This is a genomic window from Serratia marcescens subsp. marcescens ATCC 13880 (genome assembly GCF_017299535.1).
In the GTDB taxonomy this organism is placed as follows: Bacteria; Pseudomonadota; Gammaproteobacteria; order Enterobacterales; family Enterobacteriaceae; genus Serratia; species Serratia marcescens.
This window is the reverse complement of record NZ_CP071238.1, coordinates 3,147,365-3,162,007: the sequence shown is the minus strand read 5'-3', so window position 1 is coordinate 3,162,007 and position 14,643 is coordinate 3,147,365. Positions and strand designations below refer to the sequence as shown.

The 14,643-nt window shown below is 61.5% G+C and carries 14 protein-coding genes; all 14 read right to left on the bottom strand.

The window, feature by feature from the left end; all coding sequences use genetic code 11:
* Positions 1 to 2 precede the first annotated feature (2 nt).
* Entirely contained in the window at positions 3 to 1,448 is a 1,446-nt protein-coding gene (locus J0F90_RS15115; protein ID WP_033640000.1) for a serine/threonine protein kinase, read from the bottom strand.
* Between the two features lie 49 nt (positions 1,449 to 1,497).
* The gene (tssH, locus tag J0F90_RS15110) at positions 1,498 to 4,152 is read right to left on the bottom strand and encodes a type VI secretion system ATPase TssH (protein WP_033640001.1); all 2,655 of its coding nucleotides are present in this window, start codon (positions 4,150 to 4,152) and stop codon (positions 1,498 to 1,500) included.
* Between the two features lie 56 nt (positions 4,153 to 4,208).
* On the bottom strand, positions 4,209 to 5,279 hold the full coding sequence (gene tssG, locus J0F90_RS15105) for a type VI secretion system baseplate subunit TssG (RefSeq protein WP_033640002.1): 1,071 nt from the start codon (positions 5,277 to 5,279) through the stop codon (positions 4,209 to 4,211).
* The gene (tssF, locus tag J0F90_RS15100) at positions 5,276 to 7,162 is read right to left on the bottom strand and encodes a type VI secretion system baseplate subunit TssF (protein ID WP_033632721.1); all 1,887 of its coding nucleotides are present in this window, start codon (positions 7,160 to 7,162) and stop codon (positions 5,276 to 5,278) included. The genes tssG and tssF overlap by 4 nt, the downstream gene beginning before the upstream one ends.
* 4 nt (positions 7,163 to 7,166) lie before the next feature.
* Positions 7,167 to 7,742, bottom strand: a complete 576-nt coding sequence (locus J0F90_RS15095; RefSeq protein WP_016927249.1) for a type VI secretion system baseplate subunit TssE — start codon at positions 7,740 to 7,742, stop codon at positions 7,167 to 7,169.
* Positions 7,743 to 7,744: 2 nt separating this feature from the next.
* Positions 7,745 to 8,566: a type VI secretion system accessory protein TagJ gene (locus J0F90_RS15090; RefSeq protein ID WP_033640003.1), complete on the bottom strand. Its 822-nt coding sequence runs from the start codon at positions 8,564 to 8,566 to the stop codon at positions 7,745 to 7,747.
* Positions 8,567 to 8,581: 15 nt separating this feature from the next.
* Positions 8,582 to 9,568 carry a hypothetical protein gene (locus J0F90_RS15085; protein ID WP_016927251.1) on the bottom strand — a complete coding sequence of 329 codons (987 nt, stop codon included), beginning with the start codon at positions 9,566 to 9,568 and terminating at the stop codon, positions 8,582 to 8,584.
* A gap of 28 nt (positions 9,569 to 9,596) precedes the next feature.
* Positions 9,597 to 10,370: a PP2C family protein-serine/threonine phosphatase gene (locus J0F90_RS15080; RefSeq protein ID WP_015378289.1), complete on the bottom strand. Its 774-nt coding sequence runs from the start codon at positions 10,368 to 10,370 to the stop codon at positions 9,597 to 9,599.
* Entirely contained in the window at positions 10,370 to 12,100 is a 1,731-nt protein-coding gene (gene tagH / locus J0F90_RS15075) for a type VI secretion system-associated FHA domain protein TagH (protein ID WP_033640004.1), read from the bottom strand. The genes J0F90_RS15080 and tagH overlap by 1 nt, the downstream gene beginning before the upstream one ends.
* Before the next feature lie 103 nt (positions 12,101 to 12,203).
* Entirely contained in the window at positions 12,204 to 12,593 is a 390-nt protein-coding gene (locus J0F90_RS15070) for a T6SS amidase immunity protein Tai4 family protein (RefSeq protein WP_042705409.1), read from the bottom strand.
* A gap of 45 nt (positions 12,594 to 12,638) precedes the next feature.
* Positions 12,639 to 12,992 carry a T6SS amidase immunity protein Tai4 family protein gene (locus tag J0F90_RS15065; protein ID WP_042705545.1) on the bottom strand — a complete coding sequence of 118 codons (354 nt, stop codon included), beginning with the start codon at positions 12,990 to 12,992 and terminating at the stop codon, positions 12,639 to 12,641.
* A gap of 12 nt (positions 12,993 to 13,004) precedes the next feature.
* A complete protein-coding gene (locus tag J0F90_RS15060; protein ID WP_016927257.1) occupies positions 13,005 to 13,463 on the bottom strand; it encodes a T6SS amidase immunity protein Tai4 family protein in 459 nt (152 codons plus the stop codon).
* Complete coding sequence (locus J0F90_RS15055) at positions 13,460 to 13,963, bottom strand: type VI secretion system amidase effector protein Tae4 (protein ID WP_071525932.1); 504 nt, start codon at positions 13,961 to 13,963, stop codon at positions 13,460 to 13,462. Before J0F90_RS15055 ends, J0F90_RS15060 begins: the two co-directional genes overlap by 4 nt.
* Before the next feature lie 50 nt (positions 13,964 to 14,013).
* A complete protein-coding gene (locus tag J0F90_RS15050) occupies positions 14,014 to 14,496 on the bottom strand; it encodes an Hcp family type VI secretion system effector (protein WP_004961372.1) in 483 nt (160 codons plus the stop codon).
* Between the last annotated feature and the right edge of the window lie 147 nt (positions 14,497 to 14,643).

The window sequence follows — 14,643 nt, the reverse complement described above, 5'->3', positions numbered from 1 at the left end:
GATTAACCGGCGGTGGCCGGGTTGACCAGCCAGGTTCCGGCGGTGTCGATGCTGAGCTGTTGGCGGCGCAGCCGATCGTTGTGGCGGATCTCCAACTGATAACGGCCCGGCGCCAGGTTCAGGCTGGCAAAGCCATTTTCGCCCGCAGTGACCTGCTGCGGCTTGCCGTCGAGGCTGACCTGCTCACCCGGTTGCAGTTTGAAGTACACCAGCGCCACCGGCTGCGGTGGCGGCGCCGCTTTTTCAGGTTCCGCCGCGGCAGGCTGCGCGGCTTGCGGCGCGCTCGGCTGCTCCGTCAGGGTTTTCTGCGCCGGTGACGCCGCGGTGTTTTGGGCGACGGCCTGGGCGTCGTCCTTGCCGCCGCTCAGCCAGGCGACGGCGCCGATCACCAGCAGCGCCGCGACGCCGGCGCCGGCCATCATCGGGCGCGAGAATTGGGTGCCGCGCGCGGTAACGGCGCCGGCGGCAGCCGCAGCGGCGGCCGGGTTGGCGGCGACCAACAAGTTCTCCGGCGCGGCGGCCGGGGTGCTGATGATTTCGTTTTCATCGGCGATCGGCAGATGCAACAGCTCGGCCATTTCATCGATGGTCTGCGGGCGGTCTTCCGGCTTCAGCGCCAGCGCGCGATCGACGGTGCGCAACAGCTCCGGCGAGTAGCCGGCGGGACGGCGCTCGGCCAGAGGCTGGTAGCTGTCTTCGATGCTGCGCACCACGCTGACCGGCGGCGGCGAACCGACGATCAGCGTGTGCAGCACGGCGCCCAGCGCATAGATATCGGTCCACGGCCCCTGTTCGCCGTCGCTGTTCTCGGTGTACTGCTCGATCGGCGCGAAGCCCGGTTTGAGCATGATCTCCGTTTCGTCCGACAGGTTGCCGATCTCTTTGCGCGCCGATCCAAAGTCCAGCAGCACCGGCAGCTGGCTCTCCTGGATCTGGATGTTATCCAGCGAAATGTCGCGGTGCAGATAGCCTTCCTGATGGATGGTGTTGATGGCGCTGAACAGCGGCGGCAGCAGCCGCCGGATCCACGCCTCGTCGATTTTCTCCGGCTGCTGCGCCTGCAGGTTTTTCAGCGTGGTGCCGCTGTAAAACTGGGTGCCCATGTAGGCGGTGCCGTTCTCTTCCCAGAAGCGCAACACGTGCAGCAGGCCGGGATGCGAGAAGCGGGCCAGCAGGCGCGCCTCCTGAATAAAGCTGTTCAGCCCGGCCTGGAAGGTTTTGCCGAAGCGCTCGCCGCGCAGCCCGATGCTGAGATCGTCGTTGCGTTTCGCCAGCGAGGTCGGCATGTACTCCTTGATGGCGATGGTGCGTTCCAGTTGGTGATCGTAGGCGCGGTAGACGATGCCGAAGCCGCCTTCGCCGATCGCTTCCTGGATCTCGAATTCGTTGAATCGATAGCCGCTCGGCAGGCTGTTCGAATTCGGTTTGGTTATCCCGGTTCCCGACATAGTGATGACTCTCTGTATTCAAAGGGCCGCCGTCTCGGCGGCCGCGGCGTTATGCCTGAAATTGACAAATGAATTCGTGGTTCTGCAGCGCGATGTGCAGCTGGCGATAGCGCTGGTCGTTGGCGCTGCCGGTCAGCAGGGTGCGGCTGATCTGTGGCAGCAGGGTGTTGGTCAGGATGGCGTCGACCATGCGGCCGCCGGACTCCACTTCGGTGCAGCGGCTGACGATCTGCTCGATGACCGCGTCGTCGAAGGTGCAGACGATGTCGTGATTCTCCGCCAGGCGACGCTGGATGCGCCCCAGCTGCAGGCGCACGATGTTGCCCAGCGTGGCGTCGGTCAGCGGGTAATACGGCACCACCAGCAGGCGGCCGAGCAAGGCGGCCGGGAACACCGACAACAGCGGCTGGCGCAGCGCGCCGCTCAGCGCTTCCGGCTCCGGCAGCAGCTCCGGATCGCTGCACAACCCGGCGATCAGATCGGTGCCGACGTTGGAGGTCAGGATGATGATGGTGTTGCGGAAATCGATATGGCGGCCTTCGCCGTCCTCCATCCAGCCCTTGTCGAACACCTGGAAGAAGATTTCATGCACGTCCGGGTGCGCCTTCTCGATCTCGTCCAACAGCACCACGCTGTATGGACGGCGGCGCACCGCCTCGGTCAGCACGCCGCCTTCGCCGTAGCCGACATAGCCGGGGGGCGCGCCTTTCAGCGTCGAAACGGTGTGCGACTCCTGGAATTCGCTCATGTTGATGGTGATGACGTTCTGCTCGCCGCCGTACAGGGTTTCCGCCAGCGCCAGCGCGGTTTCGGTTTTGCCGACGCCGGACGGCCCGGCCAGCAGGAACACCCCGACCGGCTTGTTCGGATCGTCCAGCCGCGCCCGCGAAGTGCGCACCCGGCGGGCGATCAGATCCAGCGCATGGCGTTGGCCGATCACGCGCTGGTTCAGGGTGTCGGAGAGCTGCAGCACCGCTTCAATCTCGTTTTTCACCATGCGGCCCAGCGGGATGCCGGTCCAGTCGGCCACCACCGCCGCCACGATGTTGGCGTCGACGGCGGCGAAGATCAGCGGCGCTTCGCCCTGCAGCGCGCTCAGCTGCTGCTGCAGTTCGCCCAGCTGGGCGCGCAGCGCGTCGGCGTCAGGGGCCGCCTCCGTTTCTTCGCCGGCAGGCTCCGCTTCCTGCTGGTGCAACTGCGCGCGCAGCGTGATGATCTCTTGGATCAGCGCCAGCTCCTGCTGCCAGCGGTCGGTCAGCTGTTCCAACTCCTGGCGCAGCGCGGTCAGCTGGGTTTCAATCTCCTGCGGGCGCAGGGGATCGCCAATGCCGACCTTGGCCTCGCGGCGGGCGATATCCAATTCGATCTGCAGCGCATCGATGCGGTGGCGGCAGTCTTCGACCTGGGCGGGCTCGGCGTGTTGGCTGACCGCCACGCGCGCACAGGCGGTATCCAGCAGCGCTACCGCCTTGTCCGGCAACTGGCGGGCTGGAATATAGCGATGGGACAGCCGCACCGCGGCGTCCACCGCTTCATCCAGCAGCAGCACGCGGTGGTGTTGCTCCAGCGGGCTGACGGTGCTGCGCAGCATCAGCAGCGCTTTGTCTTCGCTCGGTTCGTGCACCTGCACCACCTGGAAACGGCGGGTGAGCGCCGGGTCTTTCTCGATGTATTTCTTGTATTCCGACCAGGTGGTGGCGCCAATGGTGCGCAGTTGGCCGCGCGCCAGCGCCGGCTTCAGCAGGTTGGCCGCGTCGCCTGTTCCCTGGGCGCCGCCGGCGCCGATCAGGGTGTGAATTTCGTCGATAAACAGGATGATCGGCGTCGGGCTGGACTGCACTTCGTCGATCACCGCCTGCAGCCGTTTTTCAAACTCGCCCTTAACGCCGGCGCCGGCCTGCAGCATGCCGATGTCCAGCAGGCACAGCTTCACGTCGCGCAGCTGCGGCGGCACGTCGCCGGCCACGATGCGCAGCGCCAGGCCTTCCACCACCGCGGTTTTGCCGACGCCGGCCTCGCCGGTCAGCAGCGGGTTGTTCTGGCGGCGGCGCATCAGGATATCAATGATTTGCCGGATCTCCTCATCGCGGCCGGCCACCGGGTCGATTTCGCCGTCGCGCGCTCTGGCGGTCAGATCCTGGGCATACTGCGCCAGCACGCTTTCACCGCTGCGCGCCGCGCCGGATGCGTTCTCGGCGCGGCTTTCCGCCGGCGCATCCTGGGCGTTTTCCGCCGAGTGAGCGGTAATGGCGGCGAACTGCTCCATCAACAGATCGGCGTTGATGCGCTCGAACTGCGGGGAAATGGCCTTCAGCAGATGGCGCAGGCTGTAGGTTTTCAGAATGCCGAGCAGCAGGTGGCCGCCGCGGATGCGCGATGCGCCGAATTTCAATGAGCCATAGACCCAGGCGCGTTCTACCGCGCTGTCGATGTGCTCGGACAGATCGGAAATGGCGCTGGCGCCGCGCGGCAGGCGATCGAGCGCCTCGACGATGTCGCGCGCCAGTTGCGCCTCGTCCAGCGCGAAGTGGCGAACAATTTGCTGCAGATCGCCGTCCGGCGATTGCATCAGCTGATGCAGCCAGTGCGCCAATTCGACGTAGGGGTTACCGCGCAGCTTGCAAAACGCCGTCGCACTTTCCAGAGAGGTGAATAACAGGCTATCCAGTTTGCCAAATAATACCGAGCGGCTGATTTCAGACATGGTTTTCCTCAGGTCTCAGGGTGGCCTGACGCCGCGGGGCGTCGGCCGAAATAGGGTCAGAACGGATTTTCCAGCGGTTCAGGGCTGAAGATCAGATCGTCGAGATCGCGCTGTCGCCGATGGTTGGCCAGCCAACTGCTCAGGCCCAATCGCTGCGCGCCGCCGAGCTGGGTGCCGTGCGCCTGTTCCTTCGCCAGGATCAGGCGCACTTCCCAGACGAACTCGATGCCCAGATATTGGCGCACCCAGTCGCGCAGTTGCCGGCACAGGTCTGCGCCCGGCAAGAAACGGTCATAGTCCTGCTGCGGCATCGGCCCCAGCTCGATGCGGAATTTGTGCTGAATATCGCGCACCGCGATGCCGAGAAAGGCCGACTCGCCGAGCCGCGGCGCACCGCGCCCGGCCTTGAGCCGCGCCTGCTCGCGCGGCTCCACCCGCAGCCAGTGCGGCACGTTTTCGACGATGCGCACCGGCACCTTGAAATACTGCTGCAAAATTTTGCTCAGGCCTTCCGGATCGCGGCTGTGGCGAATCAGATGACCGGCCATAAAATGCTTGGCGTGGGCGTTGATGCTGTCGCGTTCCTGCTGCGCCGGCTGGCCGATGCCGATCAGGCTCGACAGGTAATCGTCGAAGCGCCGGTTGTCCGGGCGATCCAGCGATACCGTCGGCTGCGCGTCGGCCCAGGCACGGTAAAACAGCAGCGTCAGGCGGTGATGGAACAGGTTGGTAAACGCCAGCAGGGTGGTGTCCTGATGGTGGTATACCCGTTCGCGCACGTATTCGGTCAAGTGCAGCGGCAGCGGCCCGTTGGGGCCGAACAGGCCGAAACTGAAGATCGAAACGTCGTGCAGCGGGCCGTTGGCGCGCGGCGTCACCTGCGCCAGCGTGGAGGGCGCGAACGACAGCGACGGCTCCTGGCCCAGGCGCAGCATCTCGTGGCGCGGCAGCGGCGCGCGCCCCAGCAGGTAGGGCTGGCCGCCCTGGGCGTCGATGCGGCGCAGCAGCTGAAACAGATCGTGCTTGTAAGGCGCACTGCGCAGCCGCGGCCAGAAGTTGTCCGGCAGGCGATACAGCGCGTTGATCTGCGGCGGCGCCAGTTCGGTGGCGATCATCTCCGCGCTCATATCAGCGTCCTTTTGCCCATGCGCGCCTGCCAGTGGGCGATCTCGCCGCGCTGCTGGCTGGAGAGCGTCATCTCGGTGAAGGTGTTCATCGCCACCAGGCGCGAGAACAGGCGCTCCAGCACGCTGCCGAGCAGGTAAGGGCTGTTGCCGGAGAACGCCTGCTCATCGACCGTCAGATCGATGGCGATGCCGCGCGCGAATACGATGGGGCCGGGTTCAGGTACTCGCCGATAGACCGGCCGCAGGTTGCAGTGGCGCACGCCCTGGATCTGTTTGGCGATCGCCGGCTCGCTCAGGTTGCCGTACAGCCCCAGCAGCTGGCGCAGGCTGGCGGCGCCCTGTTCCGGATCGCCGTCCATCATGCTGAGGTAATTCAGCTGCAGCTGACTGATCAACCGCCAGGTGATCATCCCTTCGGCCAGCGCCGGGCGTGGCGGGGTGGGGCCTTTGCGCAGCGAGACCTGCTTGATCGGGATCGAATCGGGCATCACGAAGTTGCCCTGATCTTGCTGCAGCAACATCAACGGCAGGTCGCGGCTGGTGCACAGCACGTCGGCGGTGAGGTATTTCAGATCGCTGTGCCACGGCGATTGCCGCTCGTCCACCAGCGACACGAACACTTCCGAACCGGCGTAGCCGGTGCGGGTGCCGTAGCGGCGGGCGTGCTCCGACAGCGTGCGCTGTTCGCGCCGCAGCGAGAAGTAGGCGCCATAGTTGCCGTCGTCCGCGCTCAGGGTGCTGTAAAACGGCCGAAACTCTTGCTCGTAGCGTTTTTCGCTGGCGCTGCCGCCGAGCCGCTGCACTGAAAACACTTCGTAATCCAGCGGCCGGATATTGTCGACCACCAGATGGTATTCGTGGTTTTTTTCGTTGATCGCGATGCGTTCGGCGACCTTCGGAAACAGGTTGATCACCGGCGTGCAGTGCAGCGCCAAATGGGCGGCGTCGACCACCCGTTCCAGCGCGGCGTCATGCCGATCCAGCAGCACCACGATCTCGAACTGGCGCAGCCCCTTTTTCCCTTCGCGCACGCTCTGCAGCAGCGGACGCAGGCCGTTGACGCTGAAAAACTGGAAGCGCGCCGGGAAAGCGAAATACTCCTGCAGCAGCCGGTAGCCTTCAAAGTTGCGCAGGTCGTTGGGCAGCAGCGCCTGCTCGGCGGCGAAGCCCTCCTGCCGCAGTCCGTCCAGCGCCAGCGCCCGCCGCTGCGGTTGCGGTTCCACCGTTTGGCAGACAAGCCCGACGCTGTGCTGCATCAGCAGTTCCAGCAGCTGCTGCGCCTGCATGTCCGGCCCGGCCAGGTAAAACATTAGCTGATCCAGCTGCAGGTTGTTGAGCGTCACGCTTTCGTAGCACTCGAGACGAATGCGCAGCGCGCTGACGCAGCCGCTGTGCTGCAGCCCCAGTGAGGCCAGCGGGATATCGGCCGGAATGCCGCCCAGCTCGACGCCGGCGATGCGCACCGGCTGCAGCGTGACGTCATGCGCCGTGGTGTAACTGCAGGTGATGCCGCTTTTCTTCAGCGTCTGGCTGTCCATCATGGTGCCGCGCGGCACCACGAAGCCGTTGCTGATGTCGCCTTTGCTGCTGTCCGGCTGCAGCTCGGCGATCGCCATCGACGGCGTCGGCGACAGGTAGTTGGGGTAGATGATCTCCAGCAAGCGCTGAGAGAAACGCGGGAATTCGGCGTCCATTTTCAGCTGCACGCGCGAGGTGAGGAAGGCGAAGCCCTCCATCAGGCGCTCGATATAAGGGTCCGCCACGTCGATGCCGCGCATGCCGAGGCGGCCCGCAACCTTCGGGTACTGTTCGGCGAACTCGGCGCCCATCTCACGCAGATAGGCCAGTTCGCGGTTGTAATAATCTAAAAGTTTACTGTCCATCGCCTTACCCTATGTCTTTCAGATCGAAGTGGCCGTTTTCCAGATCCACGTCGGTACGGAACAGAAACTCCAGCGGATAGGGCACGCACCACAGGCGGCCCTTGATTTCGATCGACAGCACGTTGTGCAGCTCCAGCGAGCCGGTATCCGAGATGCAGCGCACCTGCAGCCCCTCGGGCAAAATGCGCGGCTCGAAATGGAGAATGGATTCGGTCAGCGCGCGCTGAATGTCGAGCCATTCGATGTCCGACATGCGCTTACCCGCCAGCGAGGCGATGCCGTAATTCAGGGTGGAGCGCCGCACCTGCGGAAAATCGCCGAGATCCAGATTGGATTCGCTGTTGACGCAGTTGAACAGCCACTGCAGATCGCGCAATACCCGGCGGCGCAGCTCGCTGTGCGACACCAGGTTGCGCGCCTGCGCCTCCTGCTTTTTCTGCGGTTCGTCGTCGGTCAGCATATCGAGCAGCACCGGCTGCATTTTGTCGCGCGAGGTCAGGCGTTCGCTGTCCTGACGATAGCGATAGCCCTGGTGGCGCAGATCGCCGCCGTCGTAGTGGGGTGGGCGCTTATCGTTCATGGTCAGGCGCTCGCGTCGAAGCTCAGCTGCCGCAGGCTGTGCAGTGGGAATTCATCGCTTTCGCTGAGCCAGGTTTTCAGGCCGAACCCCGCATAGTGGGTGCCATCGCCCAGCGGTTGCCATTCGGTGCGCTTGCCCAGCAGCAGCGCGTCGTCGCTGCCCTCTGCCAGCGGATAACGGGCGGGCAGTTGGCACACCTGTTCGCGGCCATCGGTCAGGCGCACCAGCGCATGGCTCCACACCAGGTCGATGGCGCTCTGCGGCGCCTGGAACTGGATCGCGGCGATGTCGGCAAACGGCAGCCAGTAGTAAACGCCGTTCAGCGCCAGTTCGCATACCGGCCCGAGGCGGCCGTCACCGTCGGTCAGCCAGTCGAAACGCAGCTGCCGTTCTTGGGCGCCTTCGGCCAGCGTTAACCGCCCGGCGCCGGCCGGGGCGGCCTCCAGCGCTTCATCGCGCAGCGCCTGGGCCTGTTCGGCCGCCCCTTGCGCATCCAGATGCAGCGCCTGCACCATCAGTTTCAGCCAAGACTGATCCTGCCGCAGCAGCGCCGGTGCGGCCGTGCCGGCAAACACCGCCTGGCGTTGCAGCTCGGCGTCGACCGACTGCATCAGCAGCAGCGTGGTCGGTTGGGCGATCGGTTTCAGCGCCTGCCAGGATTTCAGCTGCGCGTTGGCGCGCGTCCAGTTGCCGCTCAGGCACAGCAGTTGCACCAGCGCGGCGCGCAGGTCGGCATCCGCCGGTTTCGCCTTGATATCGTTTTCGACGGTGGTGATGGCCGCGCCGATCGACTGGCCTTGCAGCATGCTTGCTAATGATTTCACAGGCTTTCCTTATAATCAGTGAGGGGCGCCGTTAACCGACAGGTAGCTGCCGCTGGCGGGATCAACGCGGTCTGTGGCCAGCTTTTCCACCAGCTTGAAAGTCAGCGGGGCGGGGGCGCTCAGCAGCGGCTGCCAGGCGGTTTGCGCCTGCTGCACGCGCTGTTTGATCTTGTTCTCATCGGCGGCGTCGACGCGCGGCATTTCAACGATCGCTTCACCGTTGAACGCCCAGGCGTGCAGCTTCGGTTCGAAGCTCAGCAGCAGGAAGCTGCCCGGCGCCTGCGGGTTGCCGCCCAGAACCAGCCGTTGGGCGTTGGCGCTGACGACGGTCAGCGCGCGATCGCCGCCGTTAACCTGCGCCAGCGGGTAACCTTGCAGGAACCACAGCGTCGGCGAGAGGGTTTGGCCGCCTTGTTGCAACGTGACCGCGCCGCGGCCCTGCAGCCAGCCGTCCTCGCCGCAGCGCAGCGCCGCGCCGGCGGGAATGAACAGCGCGCCGCCGTTGGCCTCGTCACTCCAGTAGGTGCGGAAGTGGCAGCCCTGCGGCAGGCTGAAACGCTGAGCCGGCGCGCTGTCCGCCTGCGGAGACGTCACGGCCACCGCCGCAGGGATCGCCGGTTGCGGTGGGGTTTCCGGCGGCTCGGAGGCCTCTTGTTTGACCACCGGTTTCCAGCCGCGCGCTTTGGCGGCTTCGCCGCTGGCCAGTTTCTCTCCACGCTTGTCGGTCAGCGTCCAGGGCAGGTGGCCGGCTTTCGGGCACTGCTTTTCCAACAGATTGCCGACGCGCGGCAGAAAGTCGTTCAGTACCGCCGGATCCTGGCTTTGCGCCGAGACGATGCGCAGCGGGATGCTCTTGCCGCACCAGCTTGCCGGATTGCTGTTTTTGACGTCATCGATAAACACTTCCAGCTTCTGGCTGGGGGAGTAAACCAGGCGATAGTTCATCGCCTGCGCGGTCGGTACCGCCATCAGGGCGACGAGCCCCGGCATCCAATATTTCATAGTGAACCTTGCTGTGAATGTGCGCTGCTCAGTCGCGGCTCAGAAACCGCTCCGCATCCGCCAGCGAATGCAGCAGGGTGGTTTCCTGCGGTGAGCCAATCCAGACGGCGATAGCGCTGTAGTTATCGCTGTTATTGTTTTTCTTCCATGCCTGCTGCATCAGGGCGATCCACTCGCTGGGGGAGTTGACCATGTGCAGCGACTGTTCCAGTTCGGCCTGGCTGAAGCTGTGCCAGAAGCCGTCGGTGCACAGCAGGAAAACGTCGCCGTCTTCCAGCTGCAGCACGTCGCTGTAGGTGGCGTCGCGCTCTTCGTTGAGCCCCAGCGCGAAATACAGCAGGTTGCTGTTGATGCCGTTGGTCTGATAGCCGGCGTCCTGCATCTGTTGGATCAGGCTGTGGTCGGTGGTGACGGCATGCAGGTAGCCGCGGCGGAACAGGTACAGGCGGCTGTCGCCGGCGTGCGCCCAGTAGGCCAGCTGGTAATCGCGATCGATAAACAGACTGACCAGCGTGGTGCCCATCTTGCTGTATTCGTCCGACTGCCGCTGCTGCTGGTGGATGGCGGCGTTGGCGCGCGTGATGTGCTGACGAATGCTCTGGGCGTTCAGGTGCTTTTCGCCGTCAAAGTTTTGCAAAATGGTGTCGCGCGCCAGTTTGGCGGCGATATCGCCGCCCGGAAAACCGGCGATGCCGTCGCACACCACGAAGCAGGCGGCGCGGTTGCCGAGCACCTCGCCGGTCTGATCCTGGTTGGAGGCGCGGCCGCCCTGGTTGGAGGTAGAGGCTATGGTGATATTCATTACGCGTCCGGTTTGGTCTGTGAGTCTTTGTATTGATTCACTTCAACGTCATAGGCGTGCAGGAAGGCTTCGCCAAACAGGGTGTGGAAATCGTCCTCGATCTCGCCGGAGGTTTGCTGATAGTTCTTCACGAAGTAGTCCCACAGCGCAGCCTTGCGGTTGGCGGGCAGCGACAGGCGCGGCGCCACGCCTTCCTTGCGCGCCTCCTCTTCGAGGCGCTCCGGGTTGAACGACTGCAGCATGGCGGCGATGATGGCGCGAATACCGGCGATCATCCCCAGCTGGTGCGCCTGCAGGTCGATCAGCGCGTCGCGCACCGCCTGTTCCGGCGGCATAAAGCCCGGCATCTGGCTACCGAACATCTGCATCAGCACCGTTTTTCCCGAAGGCAGCAGCTTGAACGGGTTGTTGGCTTCGTCGAGGATCATGGTCATCTCGGCCTTCACGCCGCGCTTGAGGATCGAGCGGGATGAGAGCAGGGCGACGGTGCCTTGCGAGAACAGGCTCAGCAGGCGACCGGCCAGGCGGATCTGCTGTTCGTCAAAGTGCGGCTGCGGTTGCAGATCGTCGAGACCGATGCCTTGCAGCAGCGCCGCCAGCAACGGCCCCTCCAATGCGTCGCCACTCGGCGCGGCGGCGTGCTGCCGCTGAGCGGACTGGTAGGCGACCGGATCGATGCCCAGGCGGTTGCCCTGGCGCGGACGCGGCGGCTGCGCAGGCGGTTCCTGCTGGCTGAACTGCGGTGCAGGTTGGGGCTGTGGCTCGGGGATCTGCACGGGCGGCGGCGTCGGCTGAGGGCGCGGCGCTTGTGGTTGTGCGGCCATCGGTGGCGGAGACGGCGGCGCGGGCGGCTGTACCGGCTCCTCAGGCTGTGCCAGTGGCACGGCGCCGCCCATCAGCAGACCCAGCGGATCGTTGCTGTTTAACGTCTCTGGCGAAGCGGGCGCGGATGAACCGCCGAACAGCGCCAGCGGATCCAACTCCTGCTCCGGTTGCTGCGCATTCCGGGCCGGAGTTGCCGGACGCGGCGGCGCAGCCTGCTCCGCCAGCAGCGCGCTGGGGGTGGTATCGGCCAGAATGTGTTCGCGTTCAAAAGTGGTGTCGGTGTTGAACAGCGCCGCCGGATCGGTTTGTTGCTGTTGCAGCTGGCGCAGATCGACCTCGCCCGCCAGCTGCGCTAGCGGATCGGCCGGGTTCAGCTCGCGAGCGGGGGTGTCCAACAGCGGATGGCTGTCTGGATTGGCGGCCGGCGGCGGCGTGACGGCGGCCGGCGCATTCGGCGTAAATTCTTCCACCAGGCTGTCCCAGATTTCGTTGGGGATTGGCGCGGCGGATTTTTCTTTAGCGGCGGCGGCAGGGGGCACAGCAGAGGCAACAGCCTTGGCCACCGGTTGAGCCTGTGGCGCGGCGTGCTGGTGCAGCGCGCTGACTTCAATCTGGTAATCGTCGATGCCGAGCACGTCGCCGTCCTGCAGTTCAACCTGGCGGCCACGTTCCAGCGGAATGTCATTCAGCAGCACGCGGGTAACGTTGCCGCGGTTGGTGATGCGGCATTCGCCGTCAGCGGAAATATGCACGATCGCCTGCAGGCGGGAAATGGCGCGCTCTTCGTCCGGCAGCACCAGGTTGTTGTCCACGCTGCGGCCGATGGTGCCGCCCGGCGGCAGAAAATCGCAACTGCTCTGCGGCGGAACCTGGCCGCTTTTATTTTTTACAATGGAAAATCGCATAAGGCATTCCTGCTGATTAGGAGGTAGTGCAATAATTAATGATTCGATCTTTGGCTTGCCAAAATTGGCGGGTATTTTGGCAAGCCGTAAAGTGATTTTGTGACTAAGGTTTATTGTTTTCTTTCGCTGCGTGAATTGCTTTATTCTTGATGAAGATTTTATGAGCGTCTTTTGATTGGGATAAAGCGAGGCATTCAAGCGTATGATAACTATCAGTGGTAGCCGCTTGACGCTCTTGTGTTAAATAACTCTCCACCAGCTTCTCACCCTCTTCAAACGCGGAAAGGGGCAGCTTGCTAAATTCCAGATAAGCGCTGGCGCTTCTAAACGCGTCTTTCCTAGTGTTTTCTGAATCTGTAAACTTTCCCAAACAACGACTGATTAACCAATTTTTATACAATGTTTCTTGCGGTAGAGAGTCAACAGAGGTTTCAGCAAAGGCCATCTGACTTGCGAGCAGTAGAAACACCAGAAAGTTATTGTGTTTTCTCATCCAAGATCACCTTTAAGAAAATCCCTCGTTTAATAACCCCGGATATCAATTATCGTCTTTTCCATGATATTTTTTGATGATGGCTTGCAGTGCTTGGCTATGTACAAGATCGATGCACTTTGCCATCGTCATCGGCTCCCCAGACATGCTGTCATAGTGCTTTGCCAGAAATTCTTTTGCCAGCGTCCTGACAGCGGTATGCGCTTCCAGAGAATAATCGCCGAACTCCATGTAACCCCTGGCGGTGGCGGTGGCATCGTTTTTGACTTCTTTTGCTGAGTACCCCTCGGCGATACAAACGCTAAGCGCGTAGTTTTTGAGGTACTCGGCAGGGGAATAGTCAATTTCTGTCGCTGCATTGACGTTCAACGTTGCGGCGATGGCCACAGTCAGTGAGATTTTTTTCACTGATTATTTCCGAGGAGGGTTTTCATTTACTCTGTCCGGATTGTCTTTCACCCAATTATCATTAGGGCGCTGTACATAATCTTTCGCAAGTTTATCAAGCTCTTCACTGTGGTACATATCCATGCACTTCATTAAGTCTAAGCGGCTTTTCCCATCCTTAGCATTGTAATTCTTTTGCAAATACTGCTTTGTCAGCTTGATGATAGGGGATTCTTCATCACGAATTGCATAGTATGACCAAGCATCGATACCATTCGATGAGGCAATTGCATCTTTGCTAGCCTCTGGTGATGTCTTATAAGCGACGGAAATGCAGTAGGTCAGAGCAATATCCTTGTAGTTTTGCAAATAGTTTCGGTACGCCGCTTGCGGTGGCCACTTTTCAATGGGTTCTTCTTGGTTTTTCTGTGCTATAGCACAAGTAGCATATATACAAAGAAAAGAGATAAGGATTTTTTTCATCTCAATACCCAAAAGTTAGCGTAATTTGTTGTATAGCGAGCTTCTGGTTCATTGAAATAGCAATGATCATAACAATCGCCGTTCCCATTCCAAAGCGTAGCATGTCCTCCAGCATCGCTCCAACCTGCAATTTCAAACAGTATGATCCCTTTCTTTCCGGCTAATTCACCACCACCTGGAGGAGGGAATTTGACTCGAAGGTCGGGTTTGCCCCAGATCTTTGTCAGATAAGCGATAAGATCTTTAACTCTAAAAAAATACCATTGACGATCGGCGCCTGATACGGTCTGATCTTTTACATAAGGAATGGGGAAGCCAGATTTATTCAAGATGTAGCTCATACGCACAGCGCAGGTGTTTTCCCACTTTCCATTGGGCGCAATATTCATGGCGACACGCCCGCCGATAATCTTGGCAACATTTTGAGCTGAATATTGCGCGTTATATATTTTAGTGCTTGCAGCCCATGCTGCTGAAAAAATGGGGCGATTATTATTCATTGTTATTTCCCTATATTAATCCCCCCGGCCGTAACCGGGGGGCATGCAGATTAAGCTTCGCGGTTTTCCTTGATGTTCCAACCTGCGCTGCTTTCGGCGCCTTTGCCGCCTTTGTCGCTCTGCTCCCAGTATTGCTGTTTCACTTTCGCCGCCTGGAAGGAGTAGGTGACGCCCACGGTGTCTTCGCCGCCTGCGCCGGTGTACTGCACGGCGGTGACCAGCACGTCGTCCAGGGTGATTTTAACGTACTCAACCTGAGTACCGCCCGCCTTGCAGACAGACAACTCAACCTTGGTCAGGTGCTTACCGCTGGAGCAGTGCTTCAGCAGCGCCGGGGTTGACTTGTCGACCAGCGCGTTAACGTGCAGATCGTTGAAGCACACTTTACCGGCGCCGCCGCCGCCGCCAACGCCCATATTGCCCGGTTGAGAAGCGCCCCAGGAGAAAGAAGTAATGTCGGTCCAGCCTTTGTGATTCGAATCTTTAGATTCGCCGCTGGCACCTTCAACTTTCAGGAACATATCAATAGCCATAGTTTCTTCACTCTTTATTAAGGGTTAACAGTAGTATTAACGTTACGTTGAAAAACTCAGGTAATAGCAGCAGGAATTGCAAGTGTGGTAATGCATTACCAATTTATATCCTTGTGCCATGCACCTTCTTAAATACCGAAAACTATC